This is a genomic window from Robinsoniella sp. KNHs210 (genome assembly GCF_000686105.1).
Lineage (GTDB): Bacteria > Bacillota > Clostridia > Lachnospirales > Lachnospiraceae > Robinsoniella > Robinsoniella peoriensis.
In genome coordinates, this window is the sequence record NZ_JMLZ01000001.1 from 1,705,141 (window position 1) to 1,728,962 (window position 23,822).

Consider the following 23,822-nt stretch of genomic DNA (forward strand, 5'->3'; position numbering starts at 1 on the left):
AGTCCATTTTTCGGCTGAAATTCAGTTGATCGGTATTACCTTAACAGCTTTGAAAAACACGGATTCCTTCCTGCATTCCATAAGGAATCAAATCATATTTATCTGCCCCGGGTCTTCCAAACCGTGGTGACTGCCTCCACATCTCCGGCCATGCCGACCTGCGCGGCTGATCTGCGCAGTGGTGGGGTCCCAGAAGATTCTTGAAGCCGCCGCAGACCCGGACTATTATTTCGTTATTTCCGGGAACGCAGTATTCTGTAATGTCAAAGAGATAATTTCCATTTACTCCAACCAATCCCGTTTCTATACCGTTTACAAATAAGGAAGCACAGGTGGTCTCCATCTGCGGAACGGATACTATCACTTTCCCCGCTTTTTCTTTTGAAAATGTATAGCTGTACAGCACGGCCCCTTCATACATAGGATATCCCTGTTCTATCCAGGTTCCGTACTGAAGTTTTTCCTTCTTCGTAATAGTCCAAATTCCTTCTCTTGGAACTACATGGAATTCACCCCGTATATAAACAGGCTCTACTTCCAGTCTGACATCAAATCTATCGGTTTTTAAAACTACAATATTTTCGCCCTTTTTCAGCATCCCGGCAATATCAGCGACTGCAGTAAGGTCATCCAGATAATATCCTTCTCTCCATATAACAGGTTTCCCGTTTAGCATAACTTCATACTGCTGCCCCTGTTCTGCTGCAAGCTCCACTATTTCCGGAACATCTTCCACGCTGAAGCGGTAAGATGCCGTAAACCCAGTACCTTCCCCAAATAGATTGCTGTCCAGATAACGTCTCTTATACTGAACCTGGTTATCCCAGGGATTATCGGGATATCCCCGATGCCGGTAGACCTCTTTGCCCGCAAACAGCGCACACATATCCTTATATATCCTGCCGTCCAGCTCCAGATCACAGTAATCTATAATCATGCTGTTTTTAGATTCGGCTTGGATTTTATCTAACACTACCGGAATTTCTGCTTTGTCCTGCACTGCTGGTTTTGAAAAGGTTTCATCTGTGGAATTAATCTCTGACTCATCTGCACCCGGTTGGCCTACCAGGAACATTGCTGATTCATAACGGTCTAAATCCAGTGAAAAAGAAACTTTTCCATCTTTTTCCTGATAAGGATACACCTTTGCTTTGCCATCCCATAAGTCCAGGTATTTCACCTGCCTGCCATCTAACGTTATTACATTTTTCACTTTGCCCAGACTGTGGTTCACAAAATAATAGACATTGTATTTCTCATCTAACACACGTCTCATATGTTCCACTCCTGTCTCAAAGGGGTGCTCTGCTTCGATTCGGCTGTTTAAAAATTCACGCAGCTTTCCCGACATTTCATAAGGGGTATTTACCATTATCCAGTTCTTATGATGACATAATTTTTCTTCCACAACATGGCTTTCCCTGCCCTCCACGTAACCTCCCGGAATGCCAAGACTGATTACATGACCGCCTTCGTCAAGGTATTTCTCCAGCAGATCCACCGTGGTCTGAAGCATATTTTTCATTTCACCGGTTATCAGGATTACCTGATACTCCTGGTTTTTCAGCTGTATCCTGCCGGATATGGATTTGCCATGACGCTTTATAATGTCTTCATTTCCAAGATCAAAATCCCACTGATCATCGATTAATTGCTGCATGGCGGCATAATACGGACGCATATCCGGTGTCTTAGCCAGATCATCCTTTACAACTAATCCCGATGGCTCCCCGTCCATAATTCTCATATATCCGGTAAGTGTGGGGTGCATCAGCAATACGCGCTGTTCCATATGTCCCTGGGATAAAAGTGCGCATACCCTTCCAAAATAATCATTCACACCGGTAAACTGCTCCCACCAGGGCTGTCTCCAGTCAAATGACTGGGGATGATCCCGCTTTCTGGCTCCGATATAGGAGGTATAGGTCAGATGCTCATTGATAAAATTAACACCATTTACCATTAGCCAGTCCCCGATTCTTTTGAAATCCGCCAGTGTGGAATCCCATCCCCCCGCACCAAACGCTTCGCAAAAACATCTTTCCTGTCCGAATTGGTTAACGGCACTTCTTAATTCCTGCATAATTAAGCCCACATGTTCATTGGGCCGCTCCAATAACTTATCATTGACCAGCATATCAATTGCAGGCCATCCCATATATTCAAAATTTGCCATAATATTAGGTGATGTGGTACCAGCGCTCGCCCTTGGCCAATCATCTTCCATATAATGTCCGGTAAGAGCAATCCCGTGTTCCTCACACCATCTTGACAATGGCAGCACAAAATTCCGTACCCACAATTCCCGTGTTGTATCATAATAATCATGGCGTACTTCTTTATCCGTATGTACAAACCACTCTGCTTCTGCGTCCGTAAACAAAGACGGGAGGTAGTCCTCCAGATGATATCCATTTCTCTTGTAGAATTCATGGGAAAACCAATAGCTGTAAGGCAGTGCTTCACTTCCGGCAGTTCCATACACACCGCTTCCGGTTATGGCAGGCTCATCCATAAAAATTGCCGGAATCGCCTTGCCGAATTCTCCGCCAAAGTGATCATAATAAGGCTGGTATACCTTTTCGATAAATGTATCTGTTACTTCTCTGCGCAGGAGGTCCACGTTAGCAAATCCTGCCATCCATCCGGTCGTCTCCCCTTTTACAAACCCCATGATGATAAACCAGTCTGATGTTTCTGCCCACTTATTTCCCGGAAGCTGGGTAATGTCTTTTAATAATCTGATCTTCTCACCAATTTCCTTCCCGCCAGCTATCTTCTCGCAGGCAAATACCCGGACCTGACTGATATCGTCAAACCATTTCTCTGCCTTTTCTTTTGTCTTCAGCTGATCTTTATGTACCAGCTGATAGCTGACGGAAGTTCCAAGGCAATCCGGCAACTCTGCCGATACATGCCCCCCTCCAAATCCGGAAGGATATGAATTTTCATCATAGATATAGAGCTTCATTCCCCGCTTTTTTGCCGCATCCAGGGCATATCCCCATTGTTCAAACCATTCTGCGGATAAATAGGTAATTACCATTCCGGGCCTTGGATGTACGATTGCCCCTCCGAAACCATGGCTTTTTAATTCATCCAGCGCATGGTCAATCTGGCAGTCTGTCATGGTATCATTCCATACCCACAGCGGAGCCGTCCGCATAATTGCACTTGGATTTTTCAGTTCCTCCATAAATTTTTCCAGTTGAAACCCCATAAAAAATACCTCCGTTCTTATAATAGATATTGCGATTTCTCATCTTCTGCGTTATCATCATTATATCAAGGAATAACCAGTATTCAATCATGATAATTGCGGAATAATATCAAATAATTGCGGAGGTATGCATATGATTCATTACAATATGGATGTCCTGAAGGACTCTTTTACTGCGGCTGTTGCTCCTGATTCTGTTAATGCTCCTTTTCCTTTTTCTGTACTGGCAGACGGTATTTTTTCGACCGGACAGAATTATTTTACGGAGCGCTCCGGGCAGAATTTTCATATTCTTCTCTATACCCTTTCAGGAGAAGGACTGATTACCGTAAGAAACCAGCAGATTACACTTTCCAGGCATCAGGCGGTTCTTCTGCCATCTTATGAATACCATCGATATCAGAACGCATCCGCCAGTCCCTGGGATTTTGCCTGGGCACATCTGTCCGGTAGCGGTGCAGCTGACTTTGCAGCTTCTTTAAACATGGAAAAAGTCCATGCTATTTCCCCAAACGACACCGACCATTTTTTCGAAACTTTCCAGAATTTGTACCGGATCACAAAAGAAGGAACACTGCTTTCCTGCGCCCGGTGCAGCCATTATATTTCCGGATTGCTGACCGGAATGCTGGAGGGTCTTGTACAGGATACCGGTCTGTCCTCCCCCGGGAATTCGGATATTGCCGCTACCGTTGAATATTTACAGATGCATTACCAGGAGGCAGTCTCCATTGATGCCCTTCTGGAAAAAGTGCATTTTTCCAAATTTCACTTTATCCGTCTTTTCAAAAAGCAGGTGGGCACAACCCCCTACTCTTATCTGACGGGTTACCGCATCAGCCAGAGCAAACGCCTGCTGTGTACCACCCACGACAGTATCAGCGATATTGCCAATCAGGTAGGATTTACCGGCGAGAGTAATTTTATCCACCAGTTTAAATCCATCGTAGGTGAGACACCTGCGGCATACCGGAAAAATAATTGGGGGTTCTAAACTATTTTTTCCTATATTTGGTAAGATCAATTGCAACTGCTACAGCAATGATAATACCCTTAATCACCTGCTGCCACATTGGGCTTACGGCGATAAACTGCAGTCCGTACTGGATAACGGAGAAAATCAACACACCGCTGACGATTCCACTGACTTTTCCAATACCACCGTTTAAGGAAACACCGCCCACAACGCAGGCCGCAATTGCATCCAGTTCATATCCGTTACCGTACTGGTTTGTGGCTCCCGCTGTTCTTGCTGCTTCCAGTACTCCGGCAACACCATATAAAACAGATGCCAGAACGAAAATCCCCATAATGGTTTTGAATACATTCACACCGGAAACGATTGCTGCTTCCCGGTTTCCTCCGATTGCATACACGTTCTTGCCAAATTCTGTTTTGTTCAGGATAAACCAGATGAGAACTACGAAAAAGATGGCAATGGGAACTAAAATAGAGATTCCCGGAAATCCGCCGATTTCAAGAATTTTTTTCTGTCCCAGCACGATAAAATCACTGCGGATACCGCCGATGGGCTGGGATTTGTTTGGTGCCATGTCAAAATAAAGGGAACATGCTCCATACACAATTACCTGTACAGCTAACGTGGCAATAAATGGATGCATGTCGAATTTCGCTACTAAAAATCCATTTAAAATTCCAAACAGGGCACATGCCGCAATTGCTAAAAGAATTGGGAAAATGACTGCCATGTACGGAAGGTCCGGAAAGAATCTGTTGGCATAATCAGCCGTCTGCAGCATGGAAGTCGAAACGACTGCCGCCAGACCAACCATACGTCCCGCCGAAAGGTCTGTACCTGCTATCAGCAGTGTAAAACAGATTCCCAGTGCTACAATCATTTTTGTAGATGACTGGGTTAAAATATCCAGCAATACCTGCAGCTGCATAAAACGCGGCTGGATAAACATAATCACGACAATTAAAACCAGAAGTGCGATCATAATCGCATTATTTGTAATAAACCTCTTTGCCGTCTTACCTGACAGCTCTACATCTGTACCGTGGAATCTCCGGGCTGCAAGCTGATTGATTCCATAACCCAGGGCTGCTAACCCTACCAGGGCTACATACAGGTAAAGATCATAAAAGACTGCCGGATCTAATGCCCAGTATAGAACAATACCCAAAGCCAGCAGCAGAACTCCTGCTGTAATAAATGAAACGGCAAATGGCTTACGCGCAACCATCTTCCCTGATTTCTGCATATGTATTACCTCTCTCTCTATCAAACTTAAAACCTTGCACAAGGATTAAGAACTTTATTTCATAAATTTCGTTGCACAATTCATGACACTTACCGAGTCTGCTTCTTCTGTTTCTAAAATTCCGGTTACCCGGCCTTCGCACATTACCATAATGCGGTCTGACATTCCCAGTAGCTCCGGCATTTCCGATGAAATCATAATGATAGATTTCCCCTGACTTGCAAGCTTGTGCATAATTGTATAGATTTCATATTTTGCCCCTACATCAATACCTCTGGTAGGCTCGTCCAGAATTAAGATATCCGGTTGGGTCAGAAGCCACCTGGCAAGCAGTACTTTCTGCTGATTTCCTCCGGACAGGTTCTGGATTGCTTCTTCCAGGTTAGGAGTCTTAGTCCTTAACTCTGTATTTGATTCCTTTGCAGCTTTTACCCGTTGGCTCTCTCTCAATATTCCCATGCTGGCATATTTTTTCTGGTTGGCAATCACGGTATTATCCAAAACAGATAGAATCCCGAATATCCCGGTTGCCCTTCTTTCCTCGGTCAGCAGCGCGATCTTTTCTTTAATCGCATCCCGTGGGGATCTGATCGCCAGTTTTTTTCCATTCTTTGCAATGGTTCCTTCCGCAATCTCCCTTAATCCAAAGATCGCTTCCACCACTTCTGTTCTCTGGGCTCCTACCAGTCCGCCAATACCCAGAATCTCACCTTTTCTTAATTCAAAACTAACATTTTGAAAAGATTTGGGAAGCGGAGAACATAAATTTTCTACTTTTAGTATCACTTCATCAAGAGGCGAATACTCTTTTGGAGGAAAACGGTTGGTCATATTTCTTCCTACCATCCTGCTGATAATCAAGTCCGTTGTCAGGTCTTTCGCATCCCAGGTACCCACATACTGTCCGTCCCTCATAATGGTTACTTCATCTGATATCTTCAGAATTTCCTCCATTTTATGAGAGATATAAATGATCGCACAGCCTTTGTCCTGGAGCTGGCGTATGATCTTAAATAAATGGTGTGTCTCATTTTCCGTAAGTGACGAAGTGGGCTCATCCATGATAATAATCTTTGAATGATAACTGACAGCTTTTGCAATTTCAACAAGCTGCAGGCTGGATGCAGACAGGGAGCCTGCCAATGCCTGGGGATCTACGTCCAGATCCACTTCCTGGAAAAGCTCTTTTGTCTTACGGATCATATTTTTCTTGTCTACAACAATTCCCCTTTTGGGAAATCTTCCAAGCCATATATTCTCCATTACAGGCCTGAAACGAATTGGATGCAGCTCCTGATGAATCATAGAGACTCCCAAATCTAAAGCCTGTTTGGAGGTCATGATTTTTTCAGGCTTCCCATCCAGGATGATTTCCCCGCCATCTTCATGATATATTCCGAACAGGCACTTCATTAACGTTGATTTCCCGGCACCATTTTCACCCATCAACGCATGTACACTCCCTTTTTTTACAGTAAGGCTGACCTGGTCAAGTGCCTTTACCCCTGGGAATACTTTCGTAATATTTTTCATTTCTAATACGATATCTCCCATGCTGCCGCTCCTTTCTATCAGAAGGGCTGTTACATTAACATACTGTCAATGAACAACCCTAAGTCTGATATCTATCCCTTTATTTCATATATTCCTGATAATTGTCGGCAGTTACTTTTACATAATCAATCCAGACATATTTGCCGTCGGTAACCGGATAGCCGATATTCTGCTCATTAATTTCTTTGCCTTCTACTGCTGCTTTTGCAACATTAATGGTAGCATTTCCCTGATTGGCTGCATCGTTTAATACGGTACCTAACAGAGAACCATCTTTCATCGCTTCCAATGCAGGAGCTGTGGCATCCACACCAACTACCGGAATATATTTTGCTTTGTCTTCTTTATTGTAGCCCTCTGCCTTCAATGCCTCTACAGCCCCCAGTGCCATATCATCATTATTGGAAATAACTGCCTCAATCTTGTCCAGTCCCTGTCCGGTAATAAAAGCTTTCATTAAATCCGTTGCTTTTGCCTTGTCCCACATAGCGGTATCTGCCGCCAGTTTTTCTGTTTTAAATCCGGCTTCTTCAATGGCTTTAATCGAATATTCTGTACGGAGTGTCGCATCCTGATGTCCAGGTTCGCCCTGAAGCATTACGTACTGGATGGTGCCGTCACCGTTTTTATCAGCATCCGGATTAGCTTTAAAGTAATCAGCAATAATTTCTCCGGATAGCTGACCGGACTGCTCTGCTTTCGCACCTACATACCATACCTTATCGTAGCTTTTCATATCCGTTTCTTCCGGTTCACGGTTTAAAAATACAATAGGAAGACTCTTTGCTTTTGCCTTTTCTATAATAGGACCTGCGGCAGTTCGGTCTACCGGGTTAATTGCAAGTGCAGTTACGCCCTTAGTAATAAAGGTATCTACCTGTTCATTCTGGGTAGGCTGCTTGTTCTGGGAATCCACCAGTTCAAGTTCTATTCCTTCTGCTTTTGCCTGGTCTGTCATAGCTGTTCTTACACCTGTCATAAAGGTATCATCGAATTTGTAAATTGCAGAGCCGATCATTACATTCGCGTCACTTTTCGTTTCGCCGGATGTACTGCCTGCATCTTTGGCAGCGGACTGGGCAGTTCCCGTGGCCGCGGTTCCTCCGCCTCTTGTTCCGCACCCGGACATAACACCCATTGTCATAACTGCTGCTGCTCCGCAAGTCAGAACCTTCATTACTGTCTTTCTTTTCATCTTAAAATCCTCCTTTTTTATATCTCAAATAAGATATGGAAAAATACGATTATGTAAGGCTTATAATTTGCCTTTTCGTTTTTCTTCGTCATTATAGCATTTAAGTATAAAAAGGCTTTAGTATTTAATTTATTAGATTTTATACTATTTTGGGCTTCTTTTTCCTCCAATTAGGAGATTATTAAGAGATCGGTACTTTTTAGGCAAAAAAATTCAGATACCGATGATTTGGTATCTGAATTTTTTCTATAGCTGTGGAACCTGTTCTATTTACAATAAATCCGAAATTTAGATTTTCCATATCCATCATTTACATCCACCTGCCACTGTATCAGAAATACATGTTCTGTTTTACCTGCATGATTCTTATGTTCCATAACCTGATAAGATATTTTTACATCCGGATCATCTATCTCTACTGTACAATCCTCATTCCCTCCGCAGATCTGCACTTTATTGCCCCTGATTCTTGGCACATACCTGGTAACCAGATTTTCCTTAACATCCACCAGTCCGTTCCCGCCTGTAAAGGTATCTGTAATCTGCATCATACCGGTTTCCCTATTGAATCTGATTCTCCTGACAGCTTCATCCAGTTCGTCCAGATCATATGCATTTCCAAAACTGATTTCTACATTGCCATTCTTATCTGCTTCAAACCGGTCACAGGCAAAACGCTCACCTTCCATTTGTAAACTGCCATTAATTACAGGTACATTATGGCCAAGGGAACTATTGCACAATATTTGGTAACGCTTGCCGCTGAAATAATCTTTCGTATACTCCCCGGCCCCCAGATCAGCCAGAAGCATGGTATTTTTACTTAGGTACAAGAAACTGCCCACATCATTATGGTTATGATGTTCCGCATTATTGCCGCCTTTAGCCGCCATGCCGCACATATTACCACTCTGTGCAATATACCACTGGGCCTGTTCAAAAATGACAGGCTCTTTTACCAGCCCACTGTGTACTTTTCCATGAACAGAGTTATTTGTGTCAGGGCAAGGCTGTATGCGTTGGTATTGATTTTCTGAAATTTTCTCCAGATAAGCTTCTACCCATATATAATCCCGGTAAAGTGTCATAAAACGATAACAGCTGTCTGAATCAAATGCTGCCGCACACTTTCGGTTTGGAAACCGGACATTCGGAAACCTGCCCGCCAGATAACAGGTCAGGCCCATATGAAAACAATCGTTCATATATCCATCCGAAAAGCTTACGGTCAATCCTGAATCAAAATAACATTTCTGCTGAAACTCTGCTATGGAGGCTATTATCTCATCTGCCATCAAGTCTGCTGCCCCATGGCTGTATTCCAGATACTGTTGGGAAAAACCTGCATAATATGACATTCCATATGAAAAATACGCCAGTCCTTCCATGCAGGCACCATCATCCGTAAATCCTTTCAGATAATGTGTCAGGGAGTATCGGATCCGTTCCAGACATTTCTCCGGTACATCTTTTAATAAATAAATACTTGCACTTCCTATTGCCCCCGCACATACGGCACACCAGTTATTGGTATTGTATTCCCAGGGCTCGCAGGGTGCCTCTGACTGATAAAATGGAGTCAGAACACGGCTTATCACTTCTTTTTTCACACGCTCTCTCAGATCTTTTTTCAAATCCTGTTGAAATATAGTGATCAGCTCTGCCAATGTCTGCCCAGTCTCACAGGCAAATAAGTCCACTGTATTTCTCCAATCCGGATTGTTTTTACGATCTGTATGAGCAGGAAGCGCCCAGCTGTTCTCCATACAGACTGCTTCAATGACTTCTTCCAGTTTATTTAGATCTTCTTCTTTTCGCCCAATCCAATAAGCCATTGCATATACCGCCAGATATTTTCTTCTGATAAAATAATCTTCTTCATAGATCATACGGTTTCCTGTCTTTTCGAACAGCGAAAATTTCTCTTCCGTTAATTCCGGCATGGGCTGGTTTCTCAGCTCCAAAGCATAATTTTCCACACAGCTTCTGTATTCTGCCAGATATTTTTCCAGGTACTCTTTCATACGATTAACTGACCGCCTATCCATTTTATTCTCACATTTCTATATTACCAAAGTATTGATCCTGAATGATTTTATTCTCTAATTTATTTTCAATCAGTTCATTTTCTTTAAAAACATTGAAAATACAGTTATTGATGCTGACTTTCGTAGTTCCATAGTCTTCTAACGCATGATTTCCATGAAAACAAATGGTGCTGTCACCAATTACGGAATTTGTTATATGCACGATATCTACCGGAGTGCCGATCTCCATAAGGTGTATTTTCTTTTTATGAAGAACCCGGATACCATCAAATAATACTTTTTCCTGGTAAGGCACCTCAGCCCCGGGATAATAAGACCTGCTGTATCTGTCATTATCAAAATGTATGGAAAAACCGGTTCTGGGTTTCTGCAGGAAAATATTACGAAACATTACATTTCTTACGCCTGCAGTATAGGTTATCTCATTCTGTACAACAACCCAGTGAATTCCTTCTTCGATTTCCATACCCTGTTCGTGAGAAGGGCAGATGGTGGATATATATTCTGTCCCGTCTGCATCTTCTTTGACACGATATAGCTTTCCATTGGCAGCCACCGTATCTGATTTCTGCAATTTTATCCCCGGAAACCAATCTGTCCAGCCCCCGGCCAGCATACGGCAGAAATATCCGTCCGTAGTCTCTCCATCATGAGTCAGATCCTGGCAATTATCGATCAGACCATCCTCAATCCATCCCAGTTCCGGATTTCCCACATCGTAATCATGTCCGTTCAAAGCAATGGCGTCGTCATAGGTGTCGAAGATTCCATCCCGAATTGTAAAGCGCCTTCCCCTGCCTAAATGCACACCGTCTTTATCCCCTTTTATAATTATATTCTGTATTGTAATATCTTCAAAAGTGCAGACCTGTATGCCATACTGCAGTTTCCCCAGATCCATGCACCGAAACCCCGTAATCAGCAGATCCCGGATGTAGAAAAAAGCTAATTGGCCGTGAAGCCCCTCAACCTCAAACTTTCTGATGTCATTTCCATTAACAGCCAGATGCAGGTTATGGATCTGAATTCCGGTATCATAGATTCTTGTCAGTGCGCCCTGATTTAAAAATACATGAGCGTATTTTCCAAGGTCTTCTGTTTTTTGTATGATAACACCATTTCCAAAAATCAATGTGGTGCAGCTGCTCAGATAGACTGTCCCTGCCAGCCGGTAGGTGCCCTGCCTGGTTATAAGAATTGTCCCGCCATCTTCTACAGCAGACTGCAGGGCTTTTTGATTTTCAACGCCGTCAGCATCCGGGGAGAATCCATAGTCAAATGCATTTTTAAATCCTTCTTTTAATAATGTTGTCATTGAATCGTTCTTCCTTTCTTTTGTCTCATTGGCTTTCATGCTGCATTACGGATCCTTCTACATATACTTCTACGATTGTGATCCCTTTTTTTATTTCATATTGGAGATAGGGAAGCAGGGTTCTTGGATGGAGCAGGTTTACATTTGCTTCGCACAAAATCACTTTGCCCATTCCCTGTCCTTGTTTTAATTCTATGCGGCTTCTTCCCCGGTTGCTGCGGGTCTCTGCATATCCCTCACGTTCTGTGCAAATGACCTCATTTATTTCATCCACCGGCAGTGGAAATCCACCCTCTGCAGCCATACAGTCCTCTTCTGCCCTGATGATATGGCGCCTGAAATGGCCTGCTCCATTTGGAACCAATACCGTCTCTACCTCTACCCCGCTCATCGGGCTCCACCATGAGAGAATCCTGTCTTCACTGATCTTAACCCTTTCACACCTGCGCCTTACATGATAATATCCGTCTCTGTAAAAGGCGAGCATATTATCAGGTGCTGTCTGAGCCAGGGAACAGTATGAGCGCGGTGTCTGAAATCCAAAATAACTGGAATAGGCAAATTTACTATATTTTTCAGCACAATGAACCGGTTCCCACTCTGCATACTGTCCGGAGGTAAGCGCTGTAACATATCCATCCTTACCTCTTTGCATCATCATCATAGGCTGCTTTAAAACACGAAGTTCCTTTAACTTTGGCAAAGGTTCTTCTTCTGCCTCCCAAAATGGATGATTGGATGGCAGTGCCAGAATTAAAAAGCTCTTAAATGCCCAGTAGGGTGAATTAGGTGAATTATAACCTTCCCCCACTGTCAGATTCGGGTAACAGTAACCCAGCGTCAGCTTATCCTCACAGTCCAGAATCGGCTTTTCAAACCAATATCGAAAGTGCCTGTTTATGATTCCTTTCATTACACCCCAGGAGAATACTTCTTCGTCTGCAAAAGCCATTGCACACCAGAATCCCGCCTGAGCAAACCGGTATGTAAGAGAACGTCCATAGGGAAGGGCTTCCCCCCGCTCACCAAACCAGTAAATATAATCTTCTGCAAATAACCTTGCCCGCTCTCTGTATTTGGCAGATCTTACAGGATCCTCATTTTTTTGTACCTGTGCATAGATTAGAGAATAGAAATGCATGGCAAATCCAATATAATAATCTACCTGCTTTGTGGCTCCGTCTGAATACCAGCCATCCCCCAGATAGAAGTCATCTATCCTGTTCAAATCCTGTTCCAACTGTATCTCACTATATTCTGCATTTACATTCTTCAAGCCGCAATTAACCAGTACCCGGAAAAAAAGCCAGTTATTATCCGATATTCTGTGCTGGTTTATCTGCATCAGCCACTCATGAAAGTTTTTCTTATCTTCCAAAGCAAGCGGCTCCCAGACTTTCCCGGGAGCCAGCAGCAAAGCCAGACCAAAAACTGCCATTTCCACGTAAGCCTGTTCGCCATCTCCGTAGCTTCCCCAGTATTCCTCAGATTTTTTATCGCTTCCATGCATAATTCCCCGGCAGATGAACTCATCCAGGCTGCTTTCACCGCCTCCTGCCCACAGCGGTACCAAACCCCAAAGTATTCTTGAGAAGCCTTCTAACCCAATTGTGCTGCTGCCATAGTGCGTTGCCGTATATCCGATATTAAGCCTTGCTTTTCCCGGGGAGTAATATTCCTTTAAAGCATCTGCCATCGTTAATAATGCCTTACTGTAATCTTCCCTGGTTTTAAAATTGTTACGATCCATTTCTGCTCCTCTCTTACCAAAACAGCACATCGCTTTCTGCTATTTTCATCAGTGCTTCTATAAAATAATAATCTCCATAGATAATTGGAATATTTGTTCCTTCCCCATACCGTTCGGTTCCGCAGATTACAATTCCATCTTTATTCATATCCCAGCTGCAATAGTTTTTCTCGATACTGCGGAGTATTTTTACTGCACATTTCTGGTACAGTCCTCTTTCTTCCTCCGTTACAGCTTTCCCGATCTCCCACAAACCGCACGCTGCTATCGCTCCTGCCGTGGTATCTTTGTAAACCGGTTTTTCAGGTGCACGGAAATCACAGGGCGGCACATAATCCCTTTCCAGAGACAGTGCAGCCAGAAAGTAGTGTGCCGTCTTTTTAGACGCATTCAGGTATTTTTCATCTCCCGTATGCAGATAGCTTAATAGGAATCCATAGATTGCCCATGCCTGTCCTCTGGTCCATGCAGAACCTTTCTGAAATCCCTGTCCACCCATTTCCTCTATGAAGTTCCCATCCTGAAGGTCAAATGAAACAATATGCCGCACACTTCCATCCTCACGGATAAAATGATCCATCACCTTATCCGCATGACTTTTGGCTATATAGTAAAAACGAGGATCCTTCAGTTCCCTGCTTGCCCAATAAAGAATAGGTATATTCATCATGCTGTCTATGATTGCCCACCCTCCATTCTCTTCTCCATTCCAGGCTCTGATGAAATTCCCCCGTATGTTGAATCTGGAGGCCAGCACCGATGCCGCATGAAGTCCTCTCTTTCTGGACCTGCTGTTTTGCGTAATCCGATAATCTGCCACTGCAGAAGTCAGCCACATGAATCCCGCATCATGATGCAAACCTTCAAAATGATTCAGGGGAATATCCAGCATACTTTCATAATCTTCAGCCAGTGTCCTGTACTTTTCATTTTTGGACATCAGATAGAGTTTCCAAAGTATGCCGGGATAGAAACCATTGGTCCACCATTCATAATCATGCTCATATTTTGATTCCCGGAATCTTCCCTGCTCCACTGTATAAGGGAAAAAATCTTTGGGATTTCTGTCCGTTATTACGCTATATTTTTCCTGAATTCGCTGCAGCACCTCTGCTGCCCAGATCTGATCCTCCGTTTTGCTCATACTTATACCTCCTGCATATCGCAGGTCTGCCTGCGATACTACCTTAATAAGTAGTTTGAAAGTGCTTTCCTTTCAAACTTGACACCATGAATAGCGCAAGCCTGCCTGTGCTATTCCCAAATCAGTAGTGTGAAAGCGATTTTCTTTCACACTTTCCTCCATTGAAAAACTGTACCATCCTAAATGGCATAGAATGATACAGTCCGGTTCTCTATTTACTTTTCCATGTATCAATCTGCTTTTGTAATTCTTCTACGATTACCGGCAAGCCCGCCTGTTCTAATTTTTCTTTCTTCTCTGTAATAAATGCATCAATGTCATTGGCGGTAAACTGGCCGTTTAAATACTCTTTATTCACTGCCGACACCTGTGCTAATTCCGCTTGTACATTCGCCGGGTTGAAAGTAAATCCACGTAGTACGGACACCTGGGCTTCTCTATTCAGTTTATCTGTTTCTTCCCATAATCCTTCTTCCTGACCCGGTAAGTACCATGCATTAAACTGGTTACCGATTTTCCAAGCGTATGCGCTGTAATTATAGGTAGAATCCTCTGCCGGTTCCACACTGTTTTCTCCTGTTTTTGTATAATGGGTTCCTTCTAAGCCAAATAATAATTCATTAAAGATTTCCTTATCCGTGTATACCAGATTTAACAATTTCATTGCTGCTTCCGGATTCTTGGAATTGATATTTACAGCTGTCATCGTTTCAATTCCGGATGTTGACTGAACATAAGAACCTTCAATAGGCACTGCGATATATTCTACTCCCTGTCTGGAGGAGAATTCTGCACCCTGTCCCGGTTTATAAGCACTCAGGGAGCACACATAGCGGTTTGCTTTTACGTCTGCAGAATTATCCGTCACGGTTGCAATATCCTGTCTTATATATCCTTTTTTGTACCACTCATTATCCAGTTTCATCTGTTCTTCAATAACATCGGTAGCCGGAATTAAGGTTGCCTCCGGGTCATCCTTTCTAATATATGCACTAGAATTATTAGCTACCGTTGCCAATCCTTCATATTCTTTTTCAATTGCAGGATCTACCCTTTTATCGATTGCAAATAAAGCAGGCTCATTTTTGACGATTTCATCCATAAAAGGTTCCAGTTCCCGGATATCTTTTAATGATGTTTTATCAAATCCGTACTTGTCGGCATATTCCTTCTGAATTACAACGCCCAGCTGTCTTGCAATCACCTGCTGGTTTGGAACCGCATAGAGTTTTCCGTCTACTTTTGCAACATCCAGCAGCCATTCCGGCATAGAATCTTTAATCCCCTGACCATACTGCTCAAACAATTCATCGATAGGCATAAATGCGTCTCTGGAAATATTCTCATCAAAGCTGTTTAGCCAGTTTGAAGTAAATACAAGATCAAAGTCTTCTCCGGCTGTACTGGCAAGCTTCATTTTATCGTTAAATTCACCCTGTGGAATTACATCCATTTCCAATTGGATATTAATTTTTTCTTTTAGCTTCTTGTTCAGATCTTCCATAACCATATCATGATCCTGTGCCTTGTCACCGAATACGCACCATTTTACGGTAACTGTTTCATCTGTACTGCTGTCTTTTGCAGTAGTCCCAGCTTCTGATTCCTCTTTTGTACCGCTCTCACTGGATTCTGTCTTCACTGCCTCTGTTGTTTCCTTGCTGCCTGAGGAACATCCTGCAAGCATACTCGCGGTCAATACACCCGCCATACCTAAAGCCGCTAATCTTCTTTTCATTAATAAAATCCTCCTTCAATTGTTTTATATAATAAATGTTTGCACAATTATTTCTTATATGAGCTTGCTTATATGAGCTTGCTTTTCTGAGCTTGCTTTTCTGATTCTTGCTTATATAATTCTTTCTTTTCGATTCTTGCTTATATAATTCTTGCTTATCGATTCTTTCTTTTCGATTCTTGCTTTTTTGTTTCTGGCTTCAATCATCCTTTAACAGCTCCCACCGTCATACCTCTTGTAAAGTATTTCTGGAAAAACGGAAAAATCAATAGCATGGGGCCTATGGCAACAACCAGCATCGCCATTCTCAGATTTTCTCCAGGCAGGTCCTGAAGATTTACCATTGCAGGCGCATTCTGCATTGCATCCAGCAGCGCCCTCAGATTCATCATCATCCTTTGCAGCAGATATTGAAGCGGCACCAGTTTGTCATCTCTGATATAAAGCATTGCATTATACCATTCATTCCATTTCGCCAGTGCACTTAAAAATGCTACCGTAGCGATTACCGGTTTGGATAATGGGAGTGCCAGTTTAAAGAAAATATGATATTCACTTGCCCCGTCTATTTTTGCTGCCTCAAACAGTGCTTCCGGAAGCTGTTTGAAAAAGGTCCGCAGCATAATTATGTGGAAAACATTGATCAGGCTTGGCAATACCAGTGCCATTAAAGTGTTTGTCAAATGCAGATACTGGGTATTAATAATATAGCTTGGTACCAGTCCCCCACTGAAAAGTGTAGGGAAGAAGATGAAAAATGTCAGTCCTCTCTTAAACCGGAAGTTACTCCTCGCCAGGCAATACGCTGTCATTGACATGAACATGACACCCAAAAAAGTACCTGCTATTGTGATAATAATTGTGACCATATAAGAATTAATAATCAGTTCCGGGTTCTTAAACAAGTATTGATAAGCTGTAAAGTCAATTTTCCTTGGCAGCACTGAGAACCCGTTTACCGCCAGATCTGTTTCCCCGGAAAGGGAAGCAGAAATGATAATCATAAATGGCAGGATACATAAGATTCCAAAAACGATAAAGAAGATATGTACCAGTATACTTGTTTTTTCTTTTTTCTGATCCTTTATCTGACCCATTTTTTACTCCTCCTTTCTTAGAACAATGCATTATCCGGCGACAGTTTTTTCACTATAAAGTTGGTCGTCATCAGTGTCACAAAACATATGACAGACTGGAACAGTCCCACTGCACTGGACATTCCGATATTCCCCTGCTGCATTAATGCCCGGAACACATAAGTGTCAATAACATCTGTTGTAGGGTAAAGTGCTCCCACATCCCGTGTAACATTATAGAACAAACCGAAATCCGCACGGAATATTTTTCCTACATCCAGTATTCCCATGATAATAATAATCGGCACAATCTGAGGCAGCGATACGTACCAGGTCTTTTGCAGTTTTCCTGCACCATCTATTTCCGCCGCTTCATACAATTCATTATCCACACCCATTAAAGCAGCATAATAAATAATACTTCCAAGCCCCACACCCTGCCAGGTCTTTGTTATCAGTAAAATAAACGGCCAATACTTCGGTTCTGAATACCAGGATATCCCTTCTTTTCCAAAGAACGCTAATATCTGATTCATTAAACCTCTGGTTGGGTCCAGCAAAGCATATACGATATATCCAACTGCAACCCAGGATATGAAACTAGGAATAATCGATGCTGTCTGATATATTTTTACATGTCTGGCTTTCTTAACTTCGAACATTATCAGTGCAAATATAACACCGCAGATAATACCGATTACAATAAACATCAGGTTTAATCCGATTGTGTTTCTGGTTACCCTCCACGCATCCTGGGACTTTAAAAAGAATTCAAAATTCTTGAATCCCACCCATGGACTGCCAAATATCCCTTTTGGCACTTTGTAATCCTTAAAAGCAAGAACAACCCCGGACATTGGCCAATAGGAAAAAATGGACAGTAATATAATGGTAGGCAAAGCCAGCGTTAACAACTGCAGATTATCTTTGAAATGTCCCTTCTTCTTCCCTTTCACTTTTCTTCTCTCTTTTATCAATTGATTCCCATCCTTTCTCTTTGTTTCTGTTGTGTTTACTCCATAAGTATACTGAATATTCCTGGAAGTTAAAATGACACAAAACGGAAAAAAGGGGGTACAAATTTGACCTGTGCACCACTTCTGACAACACTTTTAACTATTGATTAAGGGGAATCTAAGCTTTACTGTGGTTCCAACTCCCTCCCTGCTGTCAATGACAATGCCATATTCCTCACCAAAATAAAGCTTCAGCCGCTGGTTGACGTTTGTAATGCCAATATGCCCGCTTTCCCTGATCATCCCACTTCGCATATTCTGGTTGAGTTCTGCAACTTCCTCTTCCTTCATTCCAAGGCCGTTGTCTTTCACACACAGCTGCGCCACTCCTTCTGTGATCTCTCCGGAAACACTGATAATTCCTTTATTACTCAAATGCTTGATTCCGTGATAGATGGCATTTTCAATAATGGGCTGTAAAATAATGCGTATTGTCTTACAGGTGTACAGCAACTCCGGTATTTCCCAGACCACCTCAAATTTATCCTCATAGCGCTTTTTCTGTATCTCAAGGTAGCACTTACAATGATCTATTTCCATTTTCAAGGGGATGATGATATCCGTATTTTGTAATGACATCCGCAGCATTTTCGATAGCGCTGACGTCATTTCAGAAATCTCATTTTTCCCTCCCAAAAGGCCAATTGCCATCCAATTAATCGTATCCAGTGTATTGTTAATAAAGTGGGGGTTAATCTGGGACTGGAGTGCCACAGACTGTGCTTTTTTCAACAGTCTGACCCGTTCTAAAAGCTCCTCCTCCACATCCTTTTTCTTACGAACGGTCTTCTGAATGGAATCCATAATATACATCAATTCATCTTTGCCTTTGAGCATATCATCCTCCCCTGTCAATATATTGCTGTACTCCTTAATTGAAGAAAATATTGTTTCTATGGGACTGAAAATACGTATGGAAATTAAAGTTGCAAGACAGAACGTAATCAGAACCATAACCAGCAGAAATGTCAGCATAAAATTGCGGATTGTACTTAATTTATCCTGATAAGTCTGAAGATCAAAGTACGATATCACCTCCAGTCCAGACTCTCCCAAAGACTTTGAAGAAATACAGAATTGCCGGTTAATAACGGCACTGTCCTTCTTACTTTCCCGAAATCCTTTCATGTTTTCTATTGGCTTGCCTGTCTGCTGCACATCGTTGGACAACAATATATTTGTACCGTCACTGACACAGATCTGAGCCTCATCTGACAGATTTAGTTCCTTTATTAATTCATCCAGCCGGAGATTCATAACAATTGTTCCGGTACAAAGTGACCCGTAACAGATATCCTGAAAGATAGACAGCTGCATCTGGGGATATCCCCGTTCATTGCTGGTAGTCAGCATAACCCACTGCCTGTCCTTTTTTGCCTGCCCCGTATACTGCAGCAGGCATTCCCTATCCACAAAAGTTTCAAAATCACTGATCCCCTCCATGGTAATCACCTTACCACTTTTAAAAGAATGTATATAAATGCTGTCTATATAATCTTTGGAAACTACCGGCAGCCTGATCAGTTCCGAGATACTCTTAACCTTATAATTCAGCTGTCTGATTTCTTCCGTATCATACATGTAAAGCTCTACATTTGAATTAAATCCAATGTAAATCAACTGGGTTCTGGCTTCTTTTACCACTCTTTCCAAACCGGAAACAGCCTGATTCAAGATGGTTTCGTTATAAGACTGAATTTCATTTTTCTGCATATTATTATAGGAATAATAGGCCAGAACAACCGTGCCTGAAATCGGAACTATGATTAACATTAAAAGCAGTATCAGATTCTTAATAAACAGGCTGTTAAACTTATAATCCTTTACATATTTTTTTACCACTCTGCTAAATTTCATCTGCTCCTCCGCCTATATTTAATACTTTCCCCCGGTATTCACTTGGATTCATTCCCGTCTGCATCCGAAAAAGCCTTGAAAAATACCTGGGTGTTTTATATCCCAGAGCTTCACTTACCTGATAGGTTTTATATTGGGGATTCTTTAATAATTCGATTGCTTTTTCCATCTTCATTCTAGTTACAAACTGTGTGAAATTTTCCCCGGTCTGCTTCTTAAACAGCCTGCTCAAATAAGACGAACAGATAAAAAGCTGATTAGCAGTCTCTTCCTGTGAAATATCTTTGTGGATATTATCAATAATATAACGCTTTGCTTTACTGATTAAAGCCGTTGTATCATAGTACTCTTTCTTTTCCTCTGCCAGTTTGATCCGGTCAAAGATACGGTCACAATAAGCTTTTAACTCTTCCACACCACTAAAAGACAACACCTGGGAATAATTAAAGTATGTACGCAGGGAATCGGATAATTTTACGTTTACTTCCTTTATTACCGTGTTCATTGTGGATAAAATCTCTATTACAAAATTATTGCGGAAGATAGAAGGCGCTGTATTTAATTCCTCCAGTATACTGTGAAAGATCTTCTGGGCGGTGACCATATTTCCCAAACTAATATTGGACATAATCAGTTTCTTCTGCTCCTGAAGGTGCTGTTTTAAGCTCTCTTGGGAATACCCCTGGCTAAAAAGCCCCTCCTGGATTCCATTGATATCAAATATATTATGATAAATCTGTTTTATTTCATATACAGCCTGAAAATGAAAGCTGCTCATTAGTTCCTGTACCAGCAGATCCAGCTCTCTCTTGCAGATTTCAAGTGCATCTGTTTCATCACTCTGCTTTATCAGAACACCGAATATTTCCAATATTTCCCCTGATTTAAATACCAGATGGAAAGACATTTCTTTATGATAAATCTGTAGAAAATGATGGATATTTATTTCAAACTGGTCATAATTGTACTGCCAGACATGCTTCATAAATTCCGGATAATTTTCTATCCGGATATCAGCAAGCAGGCAGTGGCACAGGTTGATATCCATCTGTGGATATAAGACAGCCATCCTGCTTCTGATATACTCCTCGCTTCCAGCCACACCTAATATCAGATCTGAGAAAAAGCGTTCTTCCAGCAGCGGAATTGCCTCCTCCATCCGGTATTTTTCTTCCTGCGCTTTCCTTTCCTGTTGTTGTTTCTGATCCAGTTCCAACTTCAGCTTGCTGAATGTTTCTATTAAATTGTCAACATCAATGGGCTTTAGCAGATAATCTTCTGCTCCGTATTTAATTCCCTGCAATGCCAGTTCAAATTCCTGGTAGCCACTGATCAGAACTACTTTACATGGCATTTTGTGGTCAAATACATACTTTGCCACTTCAATGCCCGAAATATGGCTCATTTTAATATCTGTCAGAATAACATCCGGTATTGCATAATCCAGATATTCAATGATTTCCTGCCCATCCGTAAAGATATCTGCAATCTCAAACCCCAGATCATTCCAGTCGACTACATTTTTTAAACCTTCCCTGATTATTTTTTCATCATCTGCAATCAATAACTGATACATTTTTTCCTCCTTCTCATTTACACTGTCTGCTATTTGACAGTTTTTCTCCCTTTACCCCTGTCAATACCTCGTTGAAATTCATTTCTATTCTTCGATATAAATAATTGACCACCTGGTCTATTTCTGTTATACTACAAATAGACCGGTCGGTCAATTATTATTTATCAGGAGGAACCATTCATTGAAAAGAGAATTGAAAACATTACAAAGCCGAGAAAAAATATTACATGCGGCTATAACTGAATTTGGCAAAAACGGATATGACAAAGCATCCTTAAATGCAGCGCTGGCGCAGAGCGGCATTTCAAAAGGACTGGTATACCACTATTTCAAAAATAAAGATGAATTGTATCTGTGCTGCGTAAAATCATGCTTTCAGGCTCTAATGGAATACCTGAAAACAAATTGCACCAGTACCAATCAGTCTAAAATCCGGCTTCAGGAATATTTTGATACACGCCAGCGTTTTTTTACGGAAAATCCCTTTTTTATACGCATTTTTTTCAATGCCGTCATACAGCCTCCTTCTCATTTGAGCACGGAAATTAATCTGCTTAAGAAGGACTTTGACCAGCTTAATCTTCAGCTATTCGAATCTGTACTGTCCGGGCTGCCCCTTCGGAATGGAATCTCGATTGAAGATGCCTGCTCCTATTTCAGTGCCGTTCAGGAAACATTTCACCAACAATATTTTAAAGAACTTTCCAATTGGGATACCGACAGCAACTTTATTGAAGTTCACGAAGAAAAGGTACGAAAATCGGTAGATATGATTTTATATGGCATCGCAAAGGAGGATAATTTATGATACCTGCAATTTTACGACTGGCAGCAGCAATTGCTTTGGCATATGCAGCTGGTAAATTAGTCTCAAAAATCAAACTGCCCGCAATTTTAGGCTGGCTCATCGCAGGCATGATTCTGGGACCTCATGCCCTCCAATTATTAAATGTTTCACTACTGGACATGAAATGGTACCAAACTTCCAACCATGTACTGGAATGTGCTGTGGGACTGATGATCGGTACCGAAATTATCTGGAAAAATATAAAGCGTTCCGGCAACCAGATTATTGTAATTACAGTTGCCGAATCTCTGGTAACCTTTGCTGTAGTTACGCTTACTTTTGGCGTGATCTTTTATATTTTCCAGATACCGCTCTATCTTGCTGCTATTATGGGAAGCATCGCTCTTGCTACAGCACCTGCTCCATCCTTGTCCATAGTAAGGGAATTCCATACAAATGGCCCGGTAACAAAAACTTTGATTCCCCTTGCAGCAATTGATGATATTATTGGTGTTGTAATCTTTTTCACGATTATATCAATTGTATCTGCTCAAATATCCGCATCTGCCATGCCAGTTTATATGATTATACTCACCCCCGTTCTTCCAGTGTTAATCGGATTAGTAATCGGCATACCCGCAGGTTTTCTGTTCAAAAAAACATCTTCCGCAAACCTCTGTTTTATAGAACTGTGCCTCTTTATCCTATTAGCAGCCATATGCGGATTTATATTTAATACTTATATCCTTCCGGAACCTGTTTTGAATTTTATGTTAATCGGAATGGCATTTTCCGCTGCATTTTCCAATATTATTCCGGAAGAACAGCTGTCCACACTTATGAAAAAATTCAATCCTGTTCTGGGATTCGCCCTGATAGCAGTTATCCTGAATCTGGGCGCTCCGCTGGATTACCACCTGATTCTGGGTGCCGGCATATTTACGGTTATCTACATTTTGTCCAGAGCTTTCGGCAAATACAGTGGTGCCTATCTTGGAGCGCGGCTCTCTCATTCCCCTGAGGTGATCCGAAGATATCTGGGATTCACCCTGCTTCCCCATTCAGGTGTATCGCTGGTCTTTACCGGAATTGCCGTTGCTGCACTGGAGGGTCCTGCACCGGATTGTGCCCACATTATTCAGGGAACAATTGCAGCTGCTGCCGTAATTAATGAAATTATAGCTGTTATTCTGGCACAAAAGGCATTTAAATGGGCCGGTGAAATTCCAGAATGTGATGCAGCTGTTTAACTAAGCAGCGCATCAGCTTTCATCAGGCAGGCGGCAATGAGAAAATAATTCTCACTGCCGCCAATTTTATA

The 23,822-nt window shown here is 42.1% G+C and carries 16 protein-coding genes; 3 read left to right on the forward strand and 13 right to left on the reverse strand.

Features of this window, described 5'->3' with window-relative positions:
* Nucleotides 1-40 precede the first annotated feature (40 nt).
* Nucleotides 41-3,220, reverse strand: coding sequence for a glycosyl hydrolase (locus CD03_RS0106675; RefSeq protein ID WP_027292977.1), 3,180 nt, complete (start codon nucleotides 3,218-3,220; stop codon nucleotides 41-43).
* Between the two features lie 133 nt (nucleotides 3,221-3,353).
* On the opposite strand from CD03_RS0106675, the gene CD03_RS35855 reads away from it, so the two are divergent.
* Entirely contained in the window at nucleotides 3,354-4,214 is an 861-nt protein-coding gene (locus tag CD03_RS35855) for an AraC family transcriptional regulator (RefSeq protein WP_027292978.1), read from the forward strand.
* A gap of 1 nt (nucleotide 4,215) precedes the next feature.
* On the opposite strand, the gene mglC is transcribed toward CD03_RS35855, so the two are convergent.
* The 12 genes from mglC to CD03_RS0106745 all read right to left on the reverse strand — a co-directional run bounded on the left by mglC (nucleotide 4,216) and on the right by CD03_RS0106745 (nucleotide 21,714).
* The gene (gene mglC / locus CD03_RS0106685) at nucleotides 4,216-5,445 is read right to left on the reverse strand and encodes a galactose/methyl galactoside ABC transporter permease MglC (RefSeq protein ID WP_027292979.1); all 1,230 of its coding nucleotides are present in this window, start codon (nucleotides 5,443-5,445) and stop codon (nucleotides 4,216-4,218) included.
* Nucleotides 5,446-5,499: 54 nt separating this feature from the next.
* Nucleotides 5,500-6,999: a sugar ABC transporter ATP-binding protein gene (locus CD03_RS0106690; RefSeq protein WP_027292980.1), complete on the reverse strand. Its 1,500-nt coding sequence runs from the start codon at nucleotides 6,997-6,999 to the stop codon at nucleotides 5,500-5,502.
* A 79-nt stretch (nucleotides 7,000-7,078) separates the two neighbouring features.
* Nucleotides 7,079-8,194 carry a galactose ABC transporter substrate-binding protein gene (locus CD03_RS0106695; protein WP_027292981.1) on the reverse strand — a complete coding sequence of 372 codons (1,116 nt, stop codon included), beginning with the start codon at nucleotides 8,192-8,194 and terminating at the stop codon, nucleotides 7,079-7,081.
* Nucleotides 8,195-8,460: 266 nt separating this feature from the next.
* The gene (locus CD03_RS0106700) at nucleotides 8,461-10,218 is read right to left on the reverse strand and encodes a heparinase II/III family protein (protein ID WP_044288957.1); all 1,758 of its coding nucleotides are present in this window, start codon (nucleotides 10,216-10,218) and stop codon (nucleotides 8,461-8,463) included.
* 31 nt (nucleotides 10,219-10,249) lie between these two features.
* Entirely contained in the window at nucleotides 10,250-11,557 is a 1,308-nt protein-coding gene (locus CD03_RS32675) for a hypothetical protein (RefSeq protein ID WP_152614245.1), read from the reverse strand.
* Between the two features lie 25 nt (nucleotides 11,558-11,582).
* Nucleotides 11,583-13,307, reverse strand: coding sequence for a DUF2264 domain-containing protein (locus tag CD03_RS32680; RefSeq protein ID WP_044289197.1), 1,725 nt, complete (start codon nucleotides 13,305-13,307; stop codon nucleotides 11,583-11,585).
* 13 nt (nucleotides 13,308-13,320) lie between these two features.
* The gene (locus CD03_RS0106715) at nucleotides 13,321-14,451 is read right to left on the reverse strand and encodes a glycoside hydrolase family 88 protein (RefSeq protein ID WP_027292983.1); all 1,131 of its coding nucleotides are present in this window, start codon (nucleotides 14,449-14,451) and stop codon (nucleotides 13,321-13,323) included.
* Nucleotides 14,452-14,662: 211 nt separating this feature from the next.
* Complete coding sequence (locus CD03_RS0106720) at nucleotides 14,663-16,189, reverse strand: ABC transporter substrate-binding protein (RefSeq protein WP_027292984.1); 1,527 nt, start codon at nucleotides 16,187-16,189, stop codon at nucleotides 14,663-14,665.
* A 203-nt stretch (nucleotides 16,190-16,392) separates the two neighbouring features.
* On the reverse strand, nucleotides 16,393-17,286 hold the full coding sequence (locus CD03_RS0106730) for a carbohydrate ABC transporter permease (protein WP_044288958.1): 894 nt from the start codon (nucleotides 17,284-17,286) through the stop codon (nucleotides 16,393-16,395).
* A gap of 17 nt (nucleotides 17,287-17,303) precedes the next feature.
* Nucleotides 17,304-18,221 carry an ABC transporter permease gene (locus tag CD03_RS0106735; protein WP_044289198.1) on the reverse strand — a complete coding sequence of 306 codons (918 nt, stop codon included), beginning with the start codon at nucleotides 18,219-18,221 and terminating at the stop codon, nucleotides 17,304-17,306.
* Between the two features lie 156 nt (nucleotides 18,222-18,377).
* Nucleotides 18,378-20,138: a sensor histidine kinase gene (locus CD03_RS0106740; protein ID WP_027292987.1), complete on the reverse strand. Its 1,761-nt coding sequence runs from the start codon at nucleotides 20,136-20,138 to the stop codon at nucleotides 18,378-18,380.
* Nucleotides 20,128-21,714, reverse strand: coding sequence for a response regulator transcription factor (locus CD03_RS0106745; RefSeq protein WP_027292988.1), 1,587 nt, complete (start codon nucleotides 21,712-21,714; stop codon nucleotides 20,128-20,130). Before CD03_RS0106745 ends, CD03_RS0106740 begins: the two co-directional genes overlap by 11 nt.
* A 181-nt stretch (nucleotides 21,715-21,895) precedes the next feature.
* Here CD03_RS0106745 and CD03_RS0106750 point away from each other — a divergent pair, with 181 nt between their 5' ends.
* Both CD03_RS0106750 and CD03_RS0106755 read left to right on the forward strand, forming a co-directional pair.
* The gene (locus CD03_RS0106750) at nucleotides 21,896-22,522 is read left to right on the forward strand and encodes a TetR/AcrR family transcriptional regulator (RefSeq protein WP_027292989.1); all 627 of its coding nucleotides are present in this window, start codon (nucleotides 21,896-21,898) and stop codon (nucleotides 22,520-22,522) included.
* Nucleotides 22,519-23,751 carry a cation:proton antiporter gene (locus CD03_RS0106755; protein ID WP_027292990.1) on the forward strand — a complete coding sequence of 411 codons (1,233 nt, stop codon included), beginning with the start codon at nucleotides 22,519-22,521 and terminating at the stop codon, nucleotides 23,749-23,751. The genes CD03_RS0106750 and CD03_RS0106755 overlap by 4 nt, the downstream gene beginning before the upstream one ends.
* Nucleotides 23,752-23,822 lie beyond the last annotated feature (71 nt).

Excerpts from the sequence above, each read along its gene's own strand:
- CD03_RS0106675 (WP_027292977.1), bottom strand. The coding sequence starts at position 3,220 with ATGGGGTTTCAACTGGAAAAATTTATGGAGGAACTGAAAAATCCAAGT.
- CD03_RS35855 (WP_027292978.1), top strand. The coding sequence starts at position 3,354 with ATGATTCATTACAATATGGATGTCCTGAAGGACTCTTTTACTGCGGCT.
- mglC (WP_027292979.1), bottom strand. The coding sequence starts at position 5,445 with ATGCAGAAATCAGGGAAGATGGTTGCGCGTAAGCCATTTGCCGTTTCA.
- CD03_RS0106690 (WP_027292980.1), bottom strand. The coding sequence starts at position 6,999 with ATGGGAGATATCGTATTAGAAATGAAAAATATTACGAAAGTATTCCCA.
- CD03_RS0106695 (WP_027292981.1), bottom strand. The coding sequence starts at position 8,194 with ATGAAAAGAAAGACAGTAATGAAGGTTCTGACTTGCGGAGCAGCAGCA.
- CD03_RS0106700 (WP_044288957.1), bottom strand. The coding sequence starts at position 10,218 with ATGAAAGAGTACCTGGAAAAATATCTGGCAGAATACAGAAGCTGTGTG.
- CD03_RS32675 (WP_152614245.1), bottom strand. The coding sequence starts at position 11,557 with ATGACAACATTATTAAAAGAAGGATTTAAAAATGCATTTGACTATGGA.
- CD03_RS32680 (WP_044289197.1), bottom strand. The coding sequence starts at position 13,307 with ATGGATCGTAACAATTTTAAAACCAGGGAAGATTACAGTAAGGCATTA.
- CD03_RS0106715 (WP_027292983.1), bottom strand. The coding sequence starts at position 14,451 with ATGAGCAAAACGGAGGATCAGATCTGGGCAGCAGAGGTGCTGCAGCGA.
- CD03_RS0106720 (WP_027292984.1), bottom strand. The coding sequence starts at position 16,189 with ATGAAAAGAAGATTAGCGGCTTTAGGTATGGCGGGTGTATTGACCGCG.
- CD03_RS0106730 (WP_044288958.1), bottom strand. The coding sequence starts at position 17,286 with ATGGGTCAGATAAAGGATCAGAAAAAAGAAAAAACAAGTATACTGGTA.
- CD03_RS0106740 (WP_027292987.1), bottom strand. The coding sequence starts at position 20,138 with ATGAAATTTAGCAGAGTGGTAAAAAAATATGTAAAGGATTATAAGTTT.
- CD03_RS0106745 (WP_027292988.1), bottom strand. The coding sequence starts at position 21,714 with ATGTATCAGTTATTGATTGCAGATGATGAAAAAATAATCAGGGAAGGT.
- CD03_RS0106755 (WP_027292990.1), top strand. The coding sequence starts at position 22,519 with ATGATACCTGCAATTTTACGACTGGCAGCAGCAATTGCTTTGGCATAT.